This window comes from Gilvibacter sp. CC01, assembly GCF_055755295.1.
On record NZ_CM146909.1, the window covers coordinates 2,108,839 to 2,128,788 of the forward strand.

Annotated in this window: 20 protein-coding genes and 1 riboswitch; of the genes, 15 read left to right on the forward strand and 5 right to left on the reverse strand. The window is 44.2% G+C overall.

Annotation, left to right across the window (positions count from 1 at the left end; translation table 11 throughout):
* Window positions 1-95: 95 nt before the first annotated feature.
* The 5 genes from AC0J2F_RS09890 to AC0J2F_RS09910 form a co-directional block, all read right to left on the reverse strand.
* The gene (locus tag AC0J2F_RS09890) at window positions 96-1,325 is read right to left on the reverse strand and encodes an ammonium transporter (RefSeq protein ID WP_473007509.1); all 1,230 of its coding nucleotides are present in this window, start codon (window positions 1,323-1,325) and stop codon (window positions 96-98) included.
* An 8-nt stretch (window positions 1,326-1,333) separates the two neighbouring features.
* Complete coding sequence (locus AC0J2F_RS09895; protein ID WP_473007510.1) at window positions 1,334-1,669, reverse strand: P-II family nitrogen regulator; 336 nt, start codon at window positions 1,667-1,669, stop codon at window positions 1,334-1,336.
* A gap of 149 nt (window positions 1,670-1,818) precedes the next feature.
* Window positions 1,819-2,745 carry a hydroxypyruvate isomerase family protein gene (locus AC0J2F_RS09900; RefSeq protein WP_473007511.1) on the reverse strand — a complete coding sequence of 309 codons (927 nt, stop codon included), beginning with the start codon at window positions 2,743-2,745 and terminating at the stop codon, window positions 1,819-1,821.
* 14 nt (window positions 2,746-2,759) lie between these two features.
* Complete coding sequence (locus AC0J2F_RS09905; RefSeq protein WP_473007512.1) at window positions 2,760-3,380, reverse strand: gluconate 2-dehydrogenase subunit 3 family protein; 621 nt, start codon at window positions 3,378-3,380, stop codon at window positions 2,760-2,762.
* Between the two features lie 12 nt (window positions 3,381-3,392).
* A complete protein-coding gene (locus tag AC0J2F_RS09910; RefSeq protein ID WP_473007513.1) occupies window positions 3,393-5,114 on the reverse strand; it encodes a GMC oxidoreductase in 1,722 nt (573 codons plus the stop codon).
* A 128-nt stretch (window positions 5,115-5,242) separates the two neighbouring features.
* Here AC0J2F_RS09910 and AC0J2F_RS09915 point away from each other — a divergent pair, with 128 nt between their 5' ends.
* From AC0J2F_RS09915 to AC0J2F_RS09985, 15 genes are all read left to right on the forward strand, one after another.
* Window positions 5,243-6,259, forward strand: a complete 1,017-nt coding sequence (locus AC0J2F_RS09915) for a sugar phosphate isomerase/epimerase family protein (RefSeq protein ID WP_473007514.1) — start codon at window positions 5,243-5,245, stop codon at window positions 6,257-6,259.
* Between the two features lie 25 nt (window positions 6,260-6,284).
* Window positions 6,285-7,508, forward strand: coding sequence for a nucleoside permease (locus tag AC0J2F_RS09920; RefSeq protein WP_473007515.1), 1,224 nt, complete (start codon window positions 6,285-6,287; stop codon window positions 7,506-7,508).
* A 2-nt stretch (window positions 7,509-7,510) separates the two neighbouring features.
* Complete coding sequence (locus tag AC0J2F_RS09925; protein WP_473007516.1) at window positions 7,511-8,650, forward strand: Gfo/Idh/MocA family protein; 1,140 nt, start codon at window positions 7,511-7,513, stop codon at window positions 8,648-8,650.
* Window positions 8,651-8,654: 4 nt separating this feature from the next.
* Window positions 8,655-9,707 (forward strand): sugar phosphate isomerase/epimerase family protein, encoded by a 1,053-nt coding sequence (locus tag AC0J2F_RS09930; RefSeq protein WP_473007517.1) that lies wholly within the window; start codon window positions 8,655-8,657, stop codon window positions 9,705-9,707.
* A gap of 11 nt (window positions 9,708-9,718) precedes the next feature.
* On the forward strand, window positions 9,719-10,474 hold the full coding sequence (locus AC0J2F_RS09935) for a 3-keto-disaccharide hydrolase (RefSeq protein ID WP_473007518.1): 756 nt from the start codon (window positions 9,719-9,721) through the stop codon (window positions 10,472-10,474).
* 120 nt (window positions 10,475-10,594) lie between these two features.
* Window positions 10,595-10,704: riboswitch (SAM riboswitch) on the forward strand.
* 122 nt (window positions 10,705-10,826) lie between these two features.
* Entirely contained in the window at window positions 10,827-12,128 is a 1,302-nt protein-coding gene (locus AC0J2F_RS09940; protein WP_473007519.1) for an O-acetylhomoserine aminocarboxypropyltransferase/cysteine synthase family protein, read from the forward strand.
* A 76-nt stretch (window positions 12,129-12,204) separates the two neighbouring features.
* Entirely contained in the window at window positions 12,205-13,206 is a 1,002-nt protein-coding gene (locus tag AC0J2F_RS09945) for an alpha/beta fold hydrolase (protein ID WP_473007520.1), read from the forward strand.
* Window positions 13,181-14,338, forward strand: a complete 1,158-nt coding sequence (locus AC0J2F_RS09950) for a homoserine dehydrogenase family protein (RefSeq protein WP_473007521.1) — start codon at window positions 13,181-13,183, stop codon at window positions 14,336-14,338. Before AC0J2F_RS09945 ends, AC0J2F_RS09950 begins: the two co-directional genes overlap by 26 nt.
* 27 nt (window positions 14,339-14,365) lie before the next feature.
* The gene (locus AC0J2F_RS09955) at window positions 14,366-14,791 is read left to right on the forward strand and encodes an OsmC family protein (RefSeq protein WP_473007522.1); all 426 of its coding nucleotides are present in this window, start codon (window positions 14,366-14,368) and stop codon (window positions 14,789-14,791) included.
* Between the two features lie 22 nt (window positions 14,792-14,813).
* Window positions 14,814-15,230, forward strand: a complete 417-nt coding sequence (locus AC0J2F_RS09960) for an RrF2 family transcriptional regulator (protein WP_473007523.1) — start codon at window positions 14,814-14,816, stop codon at window positions 15,228-15,230.
* A gap of 71 nt (window positions 15,231-15,301) precedes the next feature.
* Complete coding sequence (locus AC0J2F_RS09965) at window positions 15,302-15,934, forward strand: phosphoadenosine phosphosulfate reductase family protein (protein ID WP_473007524.1); 633 nt, start codon at window positions 15,302-15,304, stop codon at window positions 15,932-15,934.
* Window positions 15,935-16,014: 80 nt separating this feature from the next.
* Window positions 16,015-16,905: a pyridoxal-phosphate dependent enzyme gene (locus AC0J2F_RS09970; protein ID WP_473009385.1), complete on the forward strand. Its 891-nt coding sequence runs from the start codon at window positions 16,015-16,017 to the stop codon at window positions 16,903-16,905.
* 30 nt (window positions 16,906-16,935) lie between these two features.
* Window positions 16,936-18,036, forward strand: coding sequence for an acyloxyacyl hydrolase (locus AC0J2F_RS09975; RefSeq protein WP_473007525.1), 1,101 nt, complete (start codon window positions 16,936-16,938; stop codon window positions 18,034-18,036).
* Window position 18,037: 1 nt separating this feature from the next.
* Complete coding sequence (locus tag AC0J2F_RS09980) at window positions 18,038-18,793, forward strand: head GIN domain-containing protein (protein ID WP_473007526.1); 756 nt, start codon at window positions 18,038-18,040, stop codon at window positions 18,791-18,793.
* A gap of 32 nt (window positions 18,794-18,825) precedes the next feature.
* Window positions 18,826-19,950, forward strand: a complete 1,125-nt coding sequence (locus AC0J2F_RS09985; RefSeq protein ID WP_473007527.1) for an acyloxyacyl hydrolase — start codon at window positions 18,826-18,828, stop codon at window positions 19,948-19,950.

Here is a 19,950-nt window from a genome sequence, read left to right on the forward strand (position 1 = left end):
TTGGTCGCTGCTGACTGTACTAAATTACAGTCCACGCCAAGCTACGCCTAATCGGCCTCAAAAATACATAAAAAATACTTCTTAGCGAGAGCAGTTTAATGCTCGTTCAATCTAAAATCAGGGTAGGCAGTCATGCCGTGTTCGTGGGTGTCTAAGCCTTCTATCTCTTCTCTTGCTGTTACCCGCAGTCCCATGGTGCGTTTGATCGCATAGAGAATTACAAAAGAAGTCAGGCAGCAGAATCCGGCTATGATCAAGATAGCTTTGGTCTGTATCCACAGTTGTCCCAATCCGGCTTTGTCTCCGAATATGCCTACGGCTAAAGTTCCAAATACGCCGCAAACCAAATGCACAGAGATAGCTCCTACCGGATCATCTAATTTTAATCGATCAATAGTACTAATGGCTAGCACACAGAGCCCTCCTGAGATGGCTCCAATGATCATTGCTTCGTTAGGCGACATGACATCGGCGCCCGCAGTTATTCCAACCAAACCAGCAAGGACGCCGTTGAGAATCATTGTCACGTCATAAGATCTAAACTTAATATAGGAAGTAAAGAAAGCACCTACAGCGCCCGTGGCTGCTGCCAATGAGGTTGTAACCAACACCAGCGATACTGTGGCGGGGTCCGCGCTCAGCACGGATCCACCATTAAATCCAAACCAACCAAACCACAGCAAGAATACACCCAGGGTCGCCAAGGGTACATTGTGTCCGAAGATGGGTTTTATTCCATCCGCAGTATATTTTCCAATTCTAGGGCCTAACAAGATAACGGCGATCAAGGCGGCCCAACCACCTACTGAGTGCACTAAAGTAGAGCCTGCAAAGTCATGAAAGTTCATTTCTGCCAAGAAACCTCCGCCCCAATGCCACATACCTACCATTGGATAAATGAGCCCAACGTAGAGCAACGAGAAGATCAAAAAGCTATTGATCTTGATGCGTTCGGCTACAGCTCCTGAAACAATGGTAGCGGCTGTTGCTGCAAACATGGCTTGGAACAAGAATTCGGTGTAAAAGGTATAACCTACATTGTAGGTTTCGGTCAGGCCGCCATTGGGGAGCGGCAGCCCGAACCCTTTAAAACCAAAGTATTCACCAGCAAAAGCTTCTCCAGGGTACATGAGGCTGAACCCAAAGAAAGCGTAAGTAGAAAGTCCGATAGCCAGTATCATTACATTTTTAAAGAGAATGTTGATGGTGTTTTTAGAACGTGTTAGGCCAGATTCCAAAGAGGCAAAGCCCAGATGCATGATGAATACCAAACCAATTGAGATCATCATCCATACGTTGTTGATGGTAAAAACTGCGTGTTCCATTGCTTCTGTTATAGGGTTTGTCCACCGCGTTCTCCGGTGCGAATTCTGTATACTTCTTCTATTGTGCTCACAAAGATCTTTCCGTCGCCCACACTACCTGTTTTGGCAGATTCGATGATCGCTTTGATGGTGCGCTCTTCAAAGTCGTCATTGACCACTATAGAAAGCCATCGGCGTTGGATATCACTGGTCTTATATGGAACGCCACGGTAAACAGATCCGTGTTTTTCATTGCCTTGTCCAGATACGTCCCAATAAGAGAAGAAATTCACCTCCACTTCGTGTAGGGCTTGTTTTACTTCTTCGAACTTTGATTTCCTGATGATCGCCTCGATTTTCTTCATAATCTATGAGTTGATGTCTCAAAAATATAATTTTAAATAGTATACCCCCTAAAAAAATAGGGGGTAGTATTTAATTTTTATCAACATAATAAAAAATACCCCTAAAAAATTAGGGGTATTAAAATTATATGCGAAATATTATGATATCCTTAATCGAAGTTTGACGCAGCCAAATAAGCATTGATCACCGCTTGTTCTCCTGCTTTATCGGGCATGGAGTTGCCGTGCTCCATTCCTAAAATTCCTTTGAAGCCGCGGTCGTGAATGTACTTAAAGACATTTCTGTAATTGATCTCTCCGGTACCGGGTTCATTGCGTCCGGGATTGTCTCCTATTTGGAAATATGCGATCTCGTCCCAACAAGCTTCTATGTTGGGGATCAGGTTGCCTTCTTGAATTTGTTGGTGGTAGATGTCAAAAAGAATTTTACAAGAGGGACTGTTCACCGCTTGACAGATCTGATAGGCCTGAGGTGATTCGGTCAAGAAAAGTCCTGGGTGGTTTCTAAAATTCAAGGGTTCCAAAACCATAACCAATCCGTGAGGCTCTAAGATCTTGCAGGCTTTGCGCAAGGCGTTTACGACATTGGCCGTTTGATAGTCTTTAGAAAGTCTGAGGTTTATGTGGCCTGGTACCACAGTCATCCATTTGGCGCCAATACGTTTGGCAACGGCTACAGAATCTTCAATGTCTGCCAGAAATTCTTTAAGATAATCTTCCTTGCCACTGGCTAAGTTGGGTTCACTCCAATAGATTTTATGTGCTACAAAGACTCCCATGGTCATGTTGTGCTTTTTAAGCAATGCTGCCATGGCCTCTTGAGTAGCAACTGACCTGCCTTTGAGTTCGTTGTCTTCGAAAGCAGTGAAACCCTGATCTGCCATAAACTGAATCTGATCTAAAATGTCGGGTCCTGCATGTGCTTTGAACATGCCGTCATGCGGTGCGAAATGCAAAGGGAATTTGTTCTTTGCCGTTACAAAAGCGTTGGCAGCTTGCGCTTTTAGGCTGCCTCCTAAAAACGAAGCGCCCACCGAGGCGAGCGCTACATTATTAATGAATTGTCTTCTTTTCATTTTTGGATGCGTTACTATAGTGAATAACGTTTTCCTCCGGTGAGGGTTTGCAAGTCGTCGCAAACATAAGTTCCCGGTACAGGTTCGTATACCAAATACTCTTCTCCCATTTGTTGGGTGGTCAAGTAGCCATTAATGCACATCCATTTAAGTCCGTTCAAGAACTTCGAAACAGTAAGCGGCGTATCGTCCTCTAAAGCCTCAACACTCTGATTGGTGCCCGGTGGGTCACGCTTTTCGTCTCTAGGGTGTAACATATTGGCATCTAAAAAGGCCATATAATTCTCGTCTGTCATTACAGAAAGATCTTCGCCATGCTCGGCTTTCATCATCCCGATAACTTCTCCAAAGACGTTTTGGATCTTTCCTTGGTATTTTACGGTAGATACCTCATTCCAATAAGTGTCGATAAACTGAACCACGTTGAGTTCTGTCGCTGCTGGAGTCTCCTCTGTTTTAGGGAGGAAAACATCAGCAAAACGGCCAACGATCATCCCTTGGGTCTCATCCATAAAAACCGGAACCCATTTTGGGTCCGAACTGGTGCAGCTCTCCAATAAACTAAAGAGCGCAGGTGAAGCCACTACAAAACCTGTAGTAAGTCCAATATTTTTTAATGCTTGTCTTCTATCCATGGTTTTTAGTGTTTATCCTTCTTTCATTTTCTTGAATTGCTCTGCCGCATGATTCGCTGCACGAGCAGTAAAGGCCATATACCCCAGTGATGGGTTGTGACATCCAGCAGAGGTCATAAAGGAGCCGTCTGTTACGTACACGTTCTTACATGCATGAACCTGATTCCATTTGTTCAAAACAGAGGTCTTTGGGTCACGACCCATACGAGCGGTTCCCATTTCGTGGATCCCAAGTCCCATACCGCCTATATCATCATAGGTCACAATGTCTGTGAATCCACCAGCTTCTAGCATTTTAACGGCCTGCTCTTTCATGTCCTCACGCATGGCGAGTTCGTTCTCCCCAAAATCAGCGTCGAAAGTAACGGTAGGCAAGCCCCATTCGTCCAACTTCTCGTAGTCTAGGTACATGCGGTTACTGTGGTCTGGCAAAGTCTCGCCAAAGGCCAAAAGATTCATGCTCCATTCCCCTGGCTTTAAAATGGCTTCTTTAAGTTCTGGACCGTATTTCAATTCGGCTACCATATCGCCATAAGATCCACGATTGGCTCCACCTTGATATCCATAACCACGTTTAAAGGTAGGAACGTCGGTATCTCCGCCTAAATTTCTAAAACGCGGAATATAGATTCCATTGGCACGACGGCCTTTGAAGTATTTATCGTCAAAACCAACAGCCTTTCCTCGAGCACCAACTCTAAAGTGGTGGTCCATCAAATTGTGTCCAAGTTCTCCAGAATCGTTTCCTAATCCATTAGGAAATCGGTCCGATTTTGATTGTAAAAGAATAGAGGTCGATGCAACAGCAGATGCACAAAGGAAAATGATCTGAGCTTTAAACTCAATCTTCTCTTTGGTCTCGGCATCGATCACGCGAACTCCGGTTGCTTGTTGTGTGGCATCGTCATAGATCACCTCATAAACAATAGAGTTCGGTCTTAATGTCATATTCCCGGTCGCTTCCGCAGCAGGTAATGTACTACTGTTGGAACTAAAATAAGCTCCGTAAGGACAACCGCGCATACAGCGGTTTCTGTACAAGCACTGAGAACGCCCTTTTCCAGGCTTGGTTCCTTCTGTGATGTGAGCTGCCCGCCCGATGGTTAAAACACGACCATCGTCAAAGTTTTCGGCGATCTTTCCTTGCAAGTGCTCCTCTACACAATTGAGCTCCATCGGCTTCAGAAACTTCCCATCAGGCAAAATGTCTAAGCCGAGGTTGGTTCCACTTACTCCTATATAATCCTCTACATAGTCATACCATTCTTTTACATCCGCATAACGAACAGGCCAATCCACGGCAATGCCTTCTTTTTTATTGGCTTCAAAATCGATATCTCCCATGCGGTAGCTTTGACGCCCCCACATTAGTGATCTACCTCCAACGTGATAACCTCGGATCCAATCGAAACGACGGTCTTCATTGTATGGATGCTTTTGGTCATCTACAAAGAAATGCTGATGCGCTTCGTTGGTTACATAACCTGTACGGTGTTGCTTGGGTTTCTTTAGGCGTGTTTCGCGGGAAGCAGTGCCTCCGTTTGGTAGATCCCAAGGATCTAAATTAGCCGTAGTGTAGTCTTGTGGGTGCTCAACCATGCGACCGCGCTCCAAGACCAAGGTCTTAAGGCCATTCTCGCAGAGCTCTTTGGCGGCCCATCCGCCAGAAATCCCCGTACCTACTACGATCGCGTCGTATTCAGCATCAGGATTTGGGAGAAAACAACTTGTCATTATACTGTTTAGTTTTGGTAAGATTAGCTGTAAGGTGTTATTTTTACAGAGCAACTAAATTAATTATCTTATCTGTAATAAATCAAATTTATTATTGTTAATTTGATGTCCTTTCTAATTTTTTCCTAATGAAAATGCAATTAACGCGACAAAACCTTGCACTTCTCACATTGATGCTATTGGTCTTAATGCTAGGGAGTTGTAAGTCTGAGAAAGAGCAAAAAACTACTGCAAATCAGATCGAAAACAGCTCCGAAAACGTTGTCGAAAAAACTAAGACTCCTTTCTTTAAATTATCCTTAGCGCAATGGTCCATTCACAGAATGATCCGAGAAGAAGGCATGGATCCTTTTGACTTTGCTGCCTATGCTAAAGACAACGGATTTGCCGGGCTGGAATATGTAAGTCAGTTGTACAATTCGGCTATGGAAGAATACGACAGTAAAGACGAAGCTATAAAAGCTATCACGCAACGACTCAAGCAAGAAAGCGAAGCGGCCGCAATGGAGAATTTGATCATCATGATAGATGGCGAAGGCGATCTGTCGGTCAATGATGAAGCTGCCCGTAACTTAGCGGTAGAAAATCACAAGCGTTGGGTCGATGCTGCGGCAGAGTTGGGTTGTCATTCTATTCGTATCAATCTCTTCGGCTCTTTGGATGATGAAGAGTGGAAAGTAAACAGCATAGACGGAATGTCTAAATTAGGTGCCTATGCCAAGACCAAAGGTGTGAACGTTCTGGTTGAGAACCATGGCTGGCAGTCTTCTAATGCACCTCTTTTAATGGAAGTGATCAATGCTGTTGGATTGGACAATTGCGGAACCCTGCCTGATTTTGGAAACTTCTGTGTCAAGAGAAAAGACGGAGCCAAGTGGGGCGAGTGTGAAGAAGAGTATCCGGATATTTACCAAGGGGTTCAACTTATGATGCCTGCTGCCAAGGCAGTGAGTGCCAAATCTTATGACTTTGACCAAGACGGCAACGAGACCACCATAGACTACGCCAGAATGCTTCAAGTAGTAAAAGATGCTGGTTATACTGGATATATCGGCGTGGAATACGAGGGTAGTAATCTTTCCGAACAAGAAGGGATTGAGGCCACTCGTGATCTGCTGATCAGCTTGGGAAGCAAAATGAACTAACAACCATACTAACTAAATAAACACAATGAAAAAATCCACCTATTTTCAACTCTCCTTCATGATGTTTCTAGAATTCTTCATTTGGGGAGGTTGGTTTGTAACCATGGGGATCTATTTGACAAATACCTTGGGTTCTGATGGAGGAGAAACGGCCATGGCCTATTCCACTCAAAGTTGGGGGGCGATCATCGCACCTTTTATCATAGGGCTTATTGCAGACCGATACTTTAATGCAGAACGCATATTGGGTGTGTTGCACTTGGTTGGTGCCGTGCTGATGTATCAACTGGCCAATGCCGAAAGTTTTGACGCTTTCTACCCGTATGTATTGGGTTATATGATAGCCTATATGCCAACCCTGGCCTTGGTGAATTCGGTGAGTTTTAATCAACTTTCGGATCCGTCTAAACAGTTTCCGCGTATTCGTGTTTGGGGAACCGTGGGCTGGATCATAGCAGGAGTTTGTATTAGTCGAATTTTCCTTTGGGATTCCGAATCAGGGATCGCTGACGGCTTGTTGCGCAATACATTCTTAATGTGCGCTATTGCCAGTGCTGTTTTGGGTGTATTCAGTTTTACACTTCCTAAAACACCACCGAGCTCTACAGAACGCGCGAGTATCTCTACTATTTTAGGTCTGGATGCCCTAAAGTTATTGAAGGACAGAAACTTCTTGATCTTCTTTATCGCTTCTGTTTTGATCTGTATTCCGTTGGCCTTTTACTACCAACACGCCGGACAGTTCTTGGGTGAGGTAGGTGTAGATAAACCGGCAGAAAAGATGGCTATTGGGCAATTCTCAGAAGTGTTCTTTATGCTGCTATTGCCTTTCTTTTTTATGCGCTACGGATTTAAGAAAACCATTCTTGTCGGGATGTTAGCCTGGACAGTTCGCTATTTGCTTTTTGCTTATGGAGACCCGGATGGTATGTATTTTATGTTGCTGATAGGAATCGCGCTTCACGGTATCTGTTATGACTTCTTCTTTGTGTCAGGGCAGATCTATACAGACAGTAAGGCAGGCGAAAAATATAAGAGTGCCGCACAAGGGCTTATTACCTTGGCTACTTACGGAGTCGGTATGTTAATAGGATTCTGGATAGCTGGTAAGACCACAGATGCTTTCGCTATTTCAGAGACCGAACATACTTGGAATCAGATTTGGCTGTATCCTGCAGCATTTGCAGCAGTAGTATTTGTATTGTTTGCACTCCTGTTTAAAAACGAGAAAGTAGAATACCAACAATAATTATGGCTCAAAAAATAAAGTGGGGCGTACTTGGCGGTGGAGGTGATTCCCTTATCGGGGTTTTACACCGCGTGGCTGCCAGTATGTTCGATGCATATGCGCTTACCGGAGCGGTTTTTAATCCGGAACTACAAAAGAGTATAGACTTTGCTAATGAACTCGGCATACCAACAGATCGTATTTATGCAGATCTGGATGCTTTTATTGCTGGGGAGTTGGCTATACCAGAGGCCGATCGGATCCAGGTTGTCTCGGTACTAACACCCAACTTCTTACACTTTCCAATGGCTAAGCAACTCTTAGAGAACGGCTTTCATGTGATTTGCGAAAAGCCCATGACCATGAGTTACGCGGAAGCGTTGGAGCTACAAGCAGTACAACGCGCAAGTGGAAAACAATTTGCTTTAACGCATACTTACACGGGCTATCCAATGGTGCGTCAAATGAAGCAAATGATTGCTCAAGGAGCCATAGGTAAGATCCAAAAGGTAGACGTACAATACTATCAAGGTTGGATCAATCCAATCATTCATGATCCGAAGCTGAGAAAGACCACTTGGCGTTTGGATCCTGATAAATCAGGTATTTCCTGCTGTATGGGAGATATTGGTGTACACGCATACCAAATGCTTGAATTTGTCACAGGCCTTAAAGTGCAATCTATCCTTGCAGATTTGAATCATCTATACGATGACAACCAAATGGATATAGACGGCACTGTGCTCTTGCGTCTTGGCAAGAATGTCAAAGGTGTGCTTAGGGCCAGTCAGATCGCCACTGCAGAAGAAAACAACTTTACTGTTGCCGTTTATGGCGACAAAGGTTCCCTTAAATGGGAGCAAGAAAATCCAAACTATGTGTATTGGCTAGAAGATGGTCAACCTATGCGAACGCTTAAACCTGGACATGCGTATAACGATGCCCTATCTTTAGATGGGACAAAACTCCCTCCTGGACATCCGGAAGGGATCTTTGATGCCATGGGTAATATTTACAAAGGCATGGCCAAGGCCGTTCGCGGACAAGAGCATCATCCTGGCGAGTTTCCGGGTATGGAAGACGGTGTGCGTGGAATGTACTTTATTGAACAAGCCGTGGCTTCACACAGTCAAGGAAATGTTTGGATCGATTTAAACGCATAAAGCAATGAAAACAATAAAAGGACCTGCTGTTTTTCTAGCACAGTTCATGGATGATAAGCCACCGTTCAATTCATTGGATGGACTCTGCGGATGGGCACGAGATCTTGGATACAAGGGTATACAGATCCCAACTTGGGAAACCCGTTTAATAGACCTTAAATTAGCCGGAGAAAGTAAGACCTATTGCGACGAACTTAAAGGTAAGATAGCAGACTACGGCCTTGAGATCACAGAACTTTCTACGCACTTACAAGGGCAATTGGTTGCCGTGCATCCGGCCTACGATTTAATGTTCGACAATTTTGCTCCGGACGACTGCAAAAACAATCCGGCCAAGCGTACCGAATGGGCGCGCCAACAGTTGCTTTCTGCAGCTAGAGCAAGTAAGCATTTAGGTTTAAAGGCGCATGCTACTTTTAGTGGTGCTTTGATGTGGCATATGTGGCATCCGTGGCCGCAGCTTCCCACTGGATTAGTGGATATGGGCTTTAAAGAATTAGCCGCTCGTTGGCTACCACTTTTAGATGAATTCAAAGACAACGGAGTTGCCGTTTGTTATGAGATACATCCGGGAGAGGACCTGCACGACGGGGTGACCTTTGAGCGCTTTTTGGAAGCGACTGGTAAGCATGAGGCGGTGAATATTCTGTATGATCCTTCGCATTTTGTTTTACAGCAGCTCGATTACCTTACCTACATAGACCACTACCACGAGTTTATCAAGGCCTTCCACGTTAAGGATTCTGAATTCAAGCCTACGGGTAAAAAAGGAGTCTACGGCGGATACGGCGATTGGAAAGACCGTGCAGGGCGCTATCGTTCCTTGGGCGATGGGCAAATTGACTATAAAACTGTTTTTAGTAAACTCACCGAATACGGCTGTGATGTTTGGGCTGTGATGGAATGGGAGTGTGTTATAAAAAGCCCAGAACAAGGAGCGCGCGAAGGCGCCAAATTCATTGCCGATCACATTATCGAGGCTACCACAAAACGCTTTGACGATTTTGCTGGGGCTGAGATTGACAAAGAAAAACTTAAGAAAATTCTAGGATTATAATACTCAACAATATGAAGAAGTTAGTTTTATTCATGGCTGCAACAGCCATGATTGCATGCAAAAATAATCAGACTACTGCCGATGCAGAAACAGAAAATGAGGCAGAAACTGAAGTAGTAGCAGGTGATGAAACGCCAGCAGAATCTGAATGGGAAATCCTCTTTGACGGAACTAATTACGATCAATGGAAAGGATATGGTGCTGACGCAGTTTATGACAATTGGACTATTGAAGACGGTGCTATGGCATTCACTCCAGGAGAAGAAGGCGGCAAGAATATCATCACAAAAAACACCTATACCAATTTTGAACTCTCTTTGGAATGGAAGATTTCTGATGCCGGAAACAGTGGAATTTTTTGGGCTGTAGTTGAAGACCCGAAATTCAATGAAGCCTATGAGACTGGGCCAGAGATCCAAGTATTGGATAATACCGCTCACCCTGATGCTAAAATCGGAGACGGAACGCATTCAGCGGCCGCCCTTTATGATATGATCGCTCCACCAGAAGACAACACCAAACCTGTTGGGGAATGGAATTTATGTGTGCTCGAAGTCAACCATAAAACCAATCAAGGGAAGGTGACTTTCAATGGGAAGGAACTCTATACTTTCCCAGTACACGGGCCAGAATGGGATGCGATGGTAGCCGATTCCAAGTTTGCTACTTGGGAAGGATTTGGTAAATCTCAAACAGGTCATATAGGCTTACAAGACCACAGTGACAAGGTGTGGTATAGAAACATTAAAATCAGGCCATTGGATTAAATTCTCAACAACTTGAATCATATATAGAAGCCTAAAATTTTCAAAAATTTTGGGCTTTTTTTGGATTTTTCAATTTTGTGTCGCAATATTTGTGCTCATAAAGTTCAAACACTTATTGAAATGTTATCAAGAAAGGTGGAGGGATTAGACCCTGTGAAGCCTTAGCAACCCTTTGTCTCTTTGTGCAAAGAAGGTGCTAAATTCTACCGGACGCTCCGGATAGATAACTCAAGACCCAGTTCCCGATCTAGGAATGGGGTTCAATTTCTTTATAACATTTTTCTTTAAGTACGCTTTTTTAAAGCGCATTTGACTTTTGAATTAATTCAGTTTAACTCAAAAAGAAAGAAAAATGAGTACCTCAAAATTTGCGACCGCAGCCTTGCATGCCGGTCATGACACAACCAATCACGGCGGAACCAGAGCCGTGCCTATTTATCAATCTACCAGTTACGTTTTTGACAACAGTGACCATGCAGCCAACTTGTTCAACCTGAGCGAGACCGGTTACATCTACACCCGAATCAATAATCCGACCTGTGATATACTAGAACAGCGACTCGCTGCTCTAGAAGGTGGAATCGCTGCGGTGACCACTGCCTCAGGCACTGCGGCCATTGCCACCACCTTGCAAACGCTTTTACGTGCTGGTGACCACATTGTAGCATCAAACAGTCTTTACGGAGGGACTTTCAACTTGCTGAACGTTACCTTACCGCGCTTGGGGATCACCACAACCTTTGTAGACCCTGCTGAGCTCGATAGTTTCACCGCTGCGGTTCAAGATAATACCCGAGCGATCTTTATTGAATCCCTAGGGAATCCGAAGCTGGATGTATTGGATATTAAAAATATTGCAGATCAAGCCAGAGCTGCTAAAGTTCCATTGATCGTTGACAATACAGTGGCTACACCCTACTTGTTAAACCCTATTGCTCACGGTGCTAATATTGTGATTCATTCTTTGACCAAATACATCAACGGCAACGGAACCGCTTTAGGTGGCGTTGTGGTAGATGCCGGTACCTTTGATTGGACCAACGGCAAGTTTCCAGAGTTTACAGAACCCTCTCCCGGATATCACGGTTTGGTTTATGCAGAAGTGCTCAAGGAGGCTTCCTTTATTGCTAAACTGCGCATTGAAGGGCTTCGCGATTTCGGTGCTGCTTTGAGTCCCTTCAACGCTTTCCAGATCTTGCAAGGATTAGAGACCTTGGAGATCAGAATCAAGAAGCATTCGTCTAATGCTTTGGCGCTTGCCAAATGGCTTCAAAGTCAAGAAGAAGTGGCTTGGGTGAACTATCCTGGTTTGCAAGAGAGCGATTATTATCCACTGGCTCAAAAGTACCTGCCGGAAGGTCAAAGCGGAATAGTGACCTTTGGGTTAAAGGGCGGATATGAAGCTGCTAAAAAGGCCGTAGACGCAACCCAAATATTCTCTTTATTAGCCAATATTGGAGATACCAAGTCTTTGATCATCCATCCGGCTAGTACAACGCATCAACAACTTTCTGAAGCAGAGCAGCAATCCACAGGGGTAACCCAAGATCTGATCCGCCTCTCAGTAGGCTTGGAAAATGTGGACGATCTGATAGGCGACCTGCAGCAGGCATTTGCTAAGGTATATGGCCCACAGCCTGTTGCTACAAACTAATTGTGTTTGGATTATTAGTGTTTAATGTTAGCTAAGCTCCGGCGGTAAAAAGCTGTCGGAGCTTTACTAAAGCGTTATGAAAGATTTACAGAAAGTTTCTATAAAACGGCATGCTGCGGCAGTGGATGCGCCTTTTGATTTTGTCAGTTATCAACTTTTTGGCCCGGCGCTGCACACAGCACCTGTTGTACTTGTGTTACACGCTTTGAGTGGAAACTCTTCGGTCTGTGGTCCTCAAGGATGGTGGAATGGACTCATAGGAGACGATCAATCCATAGATACTAAAAAGTTTACCGTTCTAGCCATCAATTCACCCGGAAACGGATATGACGGACAACTGTTGGACAATCCTTATGCCTTCCGTTTAAAGAATGTTGCTTCTTGGGTATTAGCTGCGCTGGATGAGATAGGTCTTAAGGATCTCTATGCAGTAATTGGCGGCTCCTTAGGAGGGTGTTTGGCTTGGCAGCTCGTTGCCTTGCGCCCCGACTTGTGCAAGCATCTCATTCCTGTTGCGGCTCATTGGAAAGCCAGCCCATGGGTAGTAGCACAAGGTATGGTCCAAGATAAGATCCTTTCCAATTCAAAGGAACCTTTGTTCGATGCCCGAGTGCACGCCATGACCTTTTATCGAAACCCAAATGCGTTTATCGTGAAATTTGGCAGTGATGACAGCCTACAAGCTGCCGCTTCCGTTTATGATTGGCTGCATTTCCACGGGTGTTCTTTAAAGGATCGCTTTACACTAAAAGCCTACAAGTTTATGAATTGGTTGTTGACCACCCACGATTGTACGAACAATGAGCGCGGCATAGAAATGGTCTTGCGCGCTTTTAAGGGTGAGTTGCATTTAATAGGAATTCAAGATGACCTGCTCTACAGCGAAACAGATATTAAGCAAACCGCTTCACTTGCAAGAGCTTTGGGAGTACAAGTGCATCACCACCGTTTGATCTCCGAGCAAGGGCACGACGCTTTTCTGATCGAACAAGAACAACTCGGCAGTTTTATTGCATCGGTCTTTGCCGGGACCACCTTAAAAAACGATAGTTATGAGCTTAGTAAAAGCCCCCGATAATATTTTAATTCCTACTTCCAAGATCGATCTGGATAAGATCAGAAACAAGCAGATTCATCTGTTTATCATTGGTCATGGACAAGTAGGCGGATTACTGATAGACCAATTGATCGCCGAGCGAGAAAAGCTTAAAAGACGACGCAGAATTGACCTCGCAGTGGTAGCCGTGGCCAATTCAAGTACTGTACTATTCGATAAAGATGGCCTCGATAAAGACTGGCGCAGTCGCAAGCAGGAGCAAGGTGAGTCCTATACAATTCCGCAGCTGATAGAAAGAGCGCATCGACATGGATTATACAATACCGTAATGGTAGACAATACGGCAAGCCCTAGCTTCGTGTTGAATTATTTGCCTTTTATAGAAGCTGGATTCTCTTTGGTGTCCAGTAATAAAGTGGCCAATACACTCGGTATGGAGTTCTATGATAATTTGCGAGAAAGGCTGGCCAAAAGGCAACAGGATTATTTGTACGAGACCAATGTTGGTGCCGGTTTGCCACTAATAGATACCATTAAATTACTACATCTTTCTGGTGAGAACATTACCCAGATCCGAGGTGTTTTCTCGGGTTCCTTGAGTTATATTTTTAATCGTTTCAGCGCAGAACAAATTGCATTCCACAAGGTTTTGGAGTCTGCTATAGCTAAAGGCTATACCGAACCAGATCCGCGAGAGGATCTTTGTGGCAACGATGTGGCGCGTAAACTTTTAATTTTAGCCAGAGAGCTCGCCTTGCATTGTGAGTTCAATGAGGTGGCTGTAGAAAACCTGATCCCAGAACCCTTGAGAGGACTCTCTACAACTGCCTTTTTAGATGATCTTCCTGCTTTGGATACTCACTTTGACAGCATTCGCGCTTGCTGTGATAAAGATGAGGTTTTGCGCTATGTTGCCACCTTAGACGGAGACCTTGCTGACGATTTTGGCGCACAAATGTTTGTCCGGTTAGAGGCGGTGCCTAAGAACAGTATGCTCGGTCAATTACAAGGAAGTGATTCTATCTTTGAGATCTACACAGAGAGTTATGGGTCTAATCCGATAGTGATTCAAGGAGCAGGGGCGGGGCCACAGGTAACGGCACGGGGAGTCTTTGGTGATATTTTGCGCATTAGCGAAAGAGTTTCTGCTTAACTTTGTGGTTTTACAACTACTATGAAAATGCAAGTACGCCTTCAGCGCAAAAACGACGAATATCTATTTCACGGTACAGGTAAGACCGGAGTGGCAATTCCTATTGACAACACCTCAGAAGCGAACGCCACAGGCGCAAGTCCTATGGAATTATTACTAATGGGCATTGGAGCCTGTAGCGCTATTGATGTGGTTGCCATACTTAAGAAACAACGACAGCGCATTGAGGATTATTCCATGGAAGTGAATGGAACCCGTCACGAAGTTGAAGGTGCTAAGCCGTTTAAGGCTGTAGAAGTCATCATTAAGCTCGAAGGTGCGATAGATCCTGCCAAGGCTTTGCGTGCCGCAGACTTGAGCTTCACCAAATACTGTTCGGTCTCTTTGACCTTTGAACCTCAGGTCCCGGTGACCTACAGTGTGATGGTCAATGGGCAATTAATTCAAGAATAAAAATTACCTTTGAGAGTAGATTATGCTCTCTAGGAAAACCAAATACGGATTAAAAGCCCTTGCTTTTTTGGCTAAGTGGCAGGACGACAGTCCTGTACAGATCTCTGTGATCTCTGAGTCCGAGAATATCTCCCAGAAATTCTTAGAAAGTATTTTGCTCACCCTGCGCAAGGCGGGATTTTTGAGTTCCAAAAAGGGGAAAGGCGGCGGATATTATTTGCTCAAGGATGCCAGTGAGATACGTATTTCAAATGTTTACCGCATTTTGGAAGGACCCATAGCCATGGTACCCTGTGTTAGCTTGAATTTTTATGAAAAATGCGACGATTGTCCAGATGAAGACGCTTGTAGTGTGCATCGGCTTATGATTCAGGTTAGAGATAATACCCTTTCAATTTTGGAAAATACAACCCTGGCCGATCTCATCACCGAAGAATAAGATGGATTTTTTTATTAGAAAAAAGCTTTTACTTTTGTAAAGTCTACTAATCCGATAGGATAATTATATTTATGATCCTCATTCCTTCCGAAAAGCTGTCGTTGTTCAACAAGAATCTTTTGAATGAATCTCCAGAAGAGATCATAAAATTTGTGTTGGAGTTAAGCTTCAAGCCAGTGTTAACAACAAGCTTTGGTAAATACTCGGAGGTTTTAATACAAGCAGTAACTGCGCAGAATCCGCAGATAAAGGTCCTCTGGTGTGATACCGGATATAATACAATACAGACCTATGAGCACAGTTCCTTGCTATGCGAAAAATATAAGTTGGACCTCAGTGTTTGTATTCCTAAATATACCAGGGCGCACAGCGAGTATCTTTGGGGTGAACCTGGTATGGATAATCCTAATCACCAGAAATTAACGCAGGTCCTTAAGTTAGATCCTATAGAGATTGCTTTTAAGACTATTCAACCAGATCTGTGGTTTACTAATATTCGTAAAGGGCAGACGGCTTTCAGAGATCAATTGGATATTCTGAGTCTAAGTCCGCAGGGAATATTGAAAGTGAGTCCATTTTTCCATTTTTCCGATTCGCAACTGGAGGCCTATGCGCAAAGACACGGTTTGAGTCTTAATCAACTATACAACGATCCCATAAAAGCATTATCGAAAAGAGAATGTGGTATCCACTTTTCGAATTAGAACTGCTGTTGTATTTTTAGGGAGTGAAAACAATTCCATCCAAAGAACAGGTCCAAAAGGCCATGGATACTGTTGGGCCTATGGTTCACAGGACGCCAGTATTACAATCGCGCTTGCTCAATGCCTTGAGCGGGGTAGAGCTCTATTTTAAATGTGAGAACTTTCAACGTATGGGAGCCTTTAAAATGCGGGGCGCTATCAATGCCATATCGCAGTTGTCTGCCCAGCAAAGAGCCAAAGGTGTTGTCACCCATTCCTCCGGAAATTTTGCACAAGCGGTTACATTAGCCGCTGCAGAGCTTGGGGTACCGGCCTATATTGTTATGCCAAGTTCGGCGCCACAGGTTAAAAAAACAGCTGTAATAGGTTATGGCGGAAAGGTATCTGTTTCTGAACCTACCTTAGAAGCTCGAGAAGCAATGGCCTCAAAAATCCAAGGCGAAACAGGTGCAACCTTTTTACATCCTTCTAACGATATACCCGTAATACTTGGGCAAGGTACGGCAGCCATTGAATTGCTAGAAGATCATCCTGAATTAGAGGTGGTGCTCACTCCTGTTGGCGGCGGAGGCCTACTAGCAGGTACTGCGCTGGCTGCACATTACTATGGAAATGGCTGCAAGGTCTATGCAGGAGAACCAATGGAAGCAGATGATGCCTATCGATCGCTTAGGAGTGGTAAAATTGAAACCAACGAATCCACCAATACGGTGGCTGACGGCCTAAGAACCCAATTGGGAGATAATAATTTTCCTATAATTCAGCAGTTGGTAGAAGATATTATTAGAGTTGAGGAAGACGAGATCGTTGCAGCTATGCGTCTTATTTGGGAACGAATGAAGATCATAATTGAGCCCTCTTGTGCTGTACCCTTTGCGGCAGTCTTGAAGCGGCCAGAACTCTTTGCAGGGAAGCGTGTTGGTATAGTGCTCTCTGGTGGGAATGTCGATCTTAACGAGCTCCCTTTTTAATCTGTAAGGAATTTGGTTATTTTTAGGCCCATGAAGAAATGGCTTGCCGTCTTGATCTCTTGTTTGCCACTCGCGCTATTGGGGCAGCAAACTACGGCACAGTCCGAATTCTTTGAGGCCAATTATTTCTACGGCAATATTGTAGAGCATAACAAAGATGTTGCACACCTGATCACCGGACATCCGGAAGGAATTATATTGAGCTACAACCGACGTAGCTTTGGGCAGCAAGAATGGCAAGGCCTATACAATTATCCAGATTTTGGATTCTCCTTTATTTATCAAAACCCAAAGGAGCCCGCCCTTGGGCAGACCTATGGGCTTTATGCCCATTACTCCTTTTACTTCATTAAGCGTTTGTTCCGCTTCAAGATCGGACAGGGAATAGCCTATGCGACCAATCCGTACGATCTGGAAACCAATTTTAAGAATAATGCCTACGGCTCTCGTTTGTTGAGCTCGACCTTTGTACAGACCGATCTGGTATTGCCGCGTTTGTATAAAGGCTTCGGATTGCATTTGGGAGGTTCCTTAGTGCATTATTCCAATGCGAATTTTAGGGCTCCGAACACCAGTACCAATACCCTGGCGGTACATTTGGGAATGAGTTATGACTTGGATTCTACGCAGACTTTGACTTATCCAGATGAAGAGCTAGATAACACCTACACGGAACCCTGGCACTTCAATGCCGCGCTTCGATTTGGGCTAAATGAAAGTGATTACGTCGGTTTGGGGCAGCACCCTTTTTTAGTGATTTCTGCTTTTGCAGACAAACGATTGAACCGTCGAAGTACTATTCTGGGAGGCTTTGATTTTTTCCTGTCACGATTTTTAAAGGAAGAGATCACTTATAGAGCAATTGCATTTCCTCGAGATGGAATTCAAGGTGATGAAGATTGGAAGCGGGCAGGGCTCTTCTTGGGTCACGAATTACATTTTGGAAAACTAGCACTGCTTACCCATGTGGGCTATTACCTGTACTATCCATATGACTTTGAAGGACGTTTTTATCAGCGGGTTGGGCTTAAACACAGCATTAATAAAAAATTATACGGATCTCTAGCGCTAAAGCTCCACTGGGCCAAAGCGGAAGCACTTGCTTTTGGAATAGGGTATCGATTCAATTAAGATGAAAAAAGTAGTACTTCTAATAGTTTCTTCCCTTTTGCTCTACGGATGCAGTAGCAGTAATGCACCCGATTGTTTGCAAGTTGCGGGTGATCTGGTTAGCAAGGAATTTGAAATTACTGACTTTTCACGTATCCGCATAGAGGATGGAGTACGTCTGGTAATTCGCGAAGCTCCTTCGTATAATGTTGTGCTAGAAAGCGGCGAGTTTTTGATTGACGATATAAGTGTTGAAAAGCAAGGTGAGCTTTTGGTCGTGAAAAACGATAACGCTTGTAATTTCTTTAGAGAATACGGATTGACCACGGTTTATGTTGAAGCTCCTAATATTACCGAGATCCGCAATAGTTCACGCTTTGAAGTGCGCAGTGAAGGGGTGTTGAATTATCCACAACTTTTGCTGCTGAGCAACACTTCTGGTGAAGTTAGTTCAGGTAGAAAAAGTGGAGATTTCTTTTTAGAGGTCAACTCTACAAGCTTACGTGTGGTTGCCAACGGCATTAGTGTATTCTACCTTTCTGGTCAGGTCCAAAGTGGTGCTTTTGTGTTTACGGACGAGCAGCCGCGTCTAGAAGCGCGTGATCTTGTGGTTCAGAATATGCAAATCGTGCAAGTGAGTGCCAATAAGATGATAGTCAATCCGCAGCAATCCATAACCGGAGAGATACGAGGAACAGGAGATGTAATTTCTGTCAATAGACCACCAACCGTGGAGGTAGAAGAACTTTTTACAGGCAGATTGCTCTTTGAAGATTAAAACCGCCACAGCAAATTTTTCGTAGATAACATATGAACCTCCGCCCGCTCTATCAATTCTTTTTCCTCGTTTTGTGCGGTACAACTGTGGTTTGCGCTCAGCAGCCAGAGCAAAAGCCATTTTCGTTGCAGTTCGACTATTTCTACGGAACCATAATGGAGCACAATCCGGACTTGAGTCACTTGATAACAGACCATCCCGAAGGATTTGTGCTAAGCTACAATAGAAAAACTTACGGTTTCAATGCTTGGGAGAGGCGCTATAATTACCCGGATTGGGGATTCACCTTTACCTATCAGAATTTTAAGAATGAGTCGCTCGGTGAAAACTACGGCCTTTATGGACATTTCAATTTCTACTTTTTAAAAAGGTCTCTAGTGCTGCGGATAGGACAGGGAATAGCCTATGCGAGTAATCCCTATGACAGGAACGAGAATTTTCTCAACAATGCCTTCGGAACGCATTTGTTGAGCACCACCATGCTCAAGTTCGATTACGTTAAAGAACGCTTTTGGAAAGGCCTAGGTTTCCAGGCCGGATTTACGGTTATTCATTATTCCAATGCTAATTTACGAGCGCCTAACAACAGTACCAACACCTTTGCTTTTAGCGCGGGACTGAATTATCAGTTCGATTATCAGGATTTTCCCGACTATGTGCCTTTTGAAGGTAAGACCCCTTACTCAGAGCCTATTCATTTCAACCTGGTCTTGCGTGGAGGGGTGAATGAGAGTGATGTTGTTGGACAAGGGCAATTCCCCTTTTATGTAGTTTCTGCTTTTGCAGATAAACGGATCAATCGTAAGTCTACTTTACAAGCAGGAGTGGATGTGTTTTTTGCTGAGTTTTTAAAGGAATTGATCTATTACCGCTCCGTAGCATTTCCAGAAGAAAACTTTAGTGGAGACGAGGACTGGAAAAGGGTGGGTATCTTTATTGGACACGAACTGCGCTTCAATAGAGTTGCCTTTGTTTCTCAGCTAGGTTATTATGTGTATTATCCTTTTGATTTCGAGGGGCAATTATACAACCGATTAGGTTTAAAAAGGTACTTCGGTAAGAATGACCGTCTCTTTGCAGGCGTAACGGTCAAGGTACATGGAGCCAAGGCCGAAGCTGTAGAATTTGCTGTAGGTATTCGATTTAACAAACTGTGA

Excerpts from the sequence above, each read along its gene's own strand:
- AC0J2F_RS09890 (WP_473007509.1), bottom strand. The coding sequence starts at position 1,325 with ATGGAACACGCAGTTTTTACCATCAACAACGTATGGATGATGATCTCA.
- AC0J2F_RS09895 (WP_473007510.1), bottom strand. The coding sequence starts at position 1,669 with ATGAAGAAAATCGAGGCGATCATCAGGAAATCAAAGTTCGAAGAAGTA.
- AC0J2F_RS09900 (WP_473007511.1), bottom strand. The coding sequence starts at position 2,745 with ATGAAAAGAAGACAATTCATTAATAATGTAGCGCTCGCCTCGGTGGGC.
- AC0J2F_RS09905 (WP_473007512.1), bottom strand. The coding sequence starts at position 3,380 with ATGGATAGAAGACAAGCATTAAAAAATATTGGACTTACTACAGGTTTT.
- AC0J2F_RS09910 (WP_473007513.1), bottom strand. The coding sequence starts at position 5,114 with ATGACAAGTTGTTTTCTCCCAAATCCTGATGCTGAATACGACGCGATC.
- AC0J2F_RS09915 (WP_473007514.1), top strand. The coding sequence starts at position 5,243 with ATGAAAATGCAATTAACGCGACAAAACCTTGCACTTCTCACATTGATG.
- AC0J2F_RS09920 (WP_473007515.1), top strand. The coding sequence starts at position 6,285 with ATGAAAAAATCCACCTATTTTCAACTCTCCTTCATGATGTTTCTAGAA.
- AC0J2F_RS09925 (WP_473007516.1), top strand. The coding sequence starts at position 7,511 with ATGGCTCAAAAAATAAAGTGGGGCGTACTTGGCGGTGGAGGTGATTCC.
- AC0J2F_RS09930 (WP_473007517.1), top strand. The coding sequence starts at position 8,655 with ATGAAAACAATAAAAGGACCTGCTGTTTTTCTAGCACAGTTCATGGAT.
- AC0J2F_RS09935 (WP_473007518.1), top strand. The coding sequence starts at position 9,719 with ATGAAGAAGTTAGTTTTATTCATGGCTGCAACAGCCATGATTGCATGC.
- AC0J2F_RS09940 (WP_473007519.1), top strand. The coding sequence starts at position 10,827 with ATGAGTACCTCAAAATTTGCGACCGCAGCCTTGCATGCCGGTCATGAC.
- AC0J2F_RS09945 (WP_473007520.1), top strand. The coding sequence starts at position 12,205 with ATGAAAGATTTACAGAAAGTTTCTATAAAACGGCATGCTGCGGCAGTG.
- AC0J2F_RS09950 (WP_473007521.1), top strand. The coding sequence starts at position 13,181 with ATGAGCTTAGTAAAAGCCCCCGATAATATTTTAATTCCTACTTCCAAG.
- AC0J2F_RS09955 (WP_473007522.1), top strand. The coding sequence starts at position 14,366 with ATGCAAGTACGCCTTCAGCGCAAAAACGACGAATATCTATTTCACGGT.
- AC0J2F_RS09960 (WP_473007523.1), top strand. The coding sequence starts at position 14,814 with ATGCTCTCTAGGAAAACCAAATACGGATTAAAAGCCCTTGCTTTTTTG.
- AC0J2F_RS09965 (WP_473007524.1), top strand. The coding sequence starts at position 15,302 with ATGATCCTCATTCCTTCCGAAAAGCTGTCGTTGTTCAACAAGAATCTT.
- AC0J2F_RS09970 (WP_473009385.1), top strand. The coding sequence starts at position 16,015 with ATGGTTCACAGGACGCCAGTATTACAATCGCGCTTGCTCAATGCCTTG.
- AC0J2F_RS09975 (WP_473007525.1), top strand. The coding sequence starts at position 16,936 with ATGAAGAAATGGCTTGCCGTCTTGATCTCTTGTTTGCCACTCGCGCTA.
- AC0J2F_RS09980 (WP_473007526.1), top strand. The coding sequence starts at position 18,038 with ATGAAAAAAGTAGTACTTCTAATAGTTTCTTCCCTTTTGCTCTACGGA.
- AC0J2F_RS09985 (WP_473007527.1), top strand. The coding sequence starts at position 18,826 with ATGAACCTCCGCCCGCTCTATCAATTCTTTTTCCTCGTTTTGTGCGGT.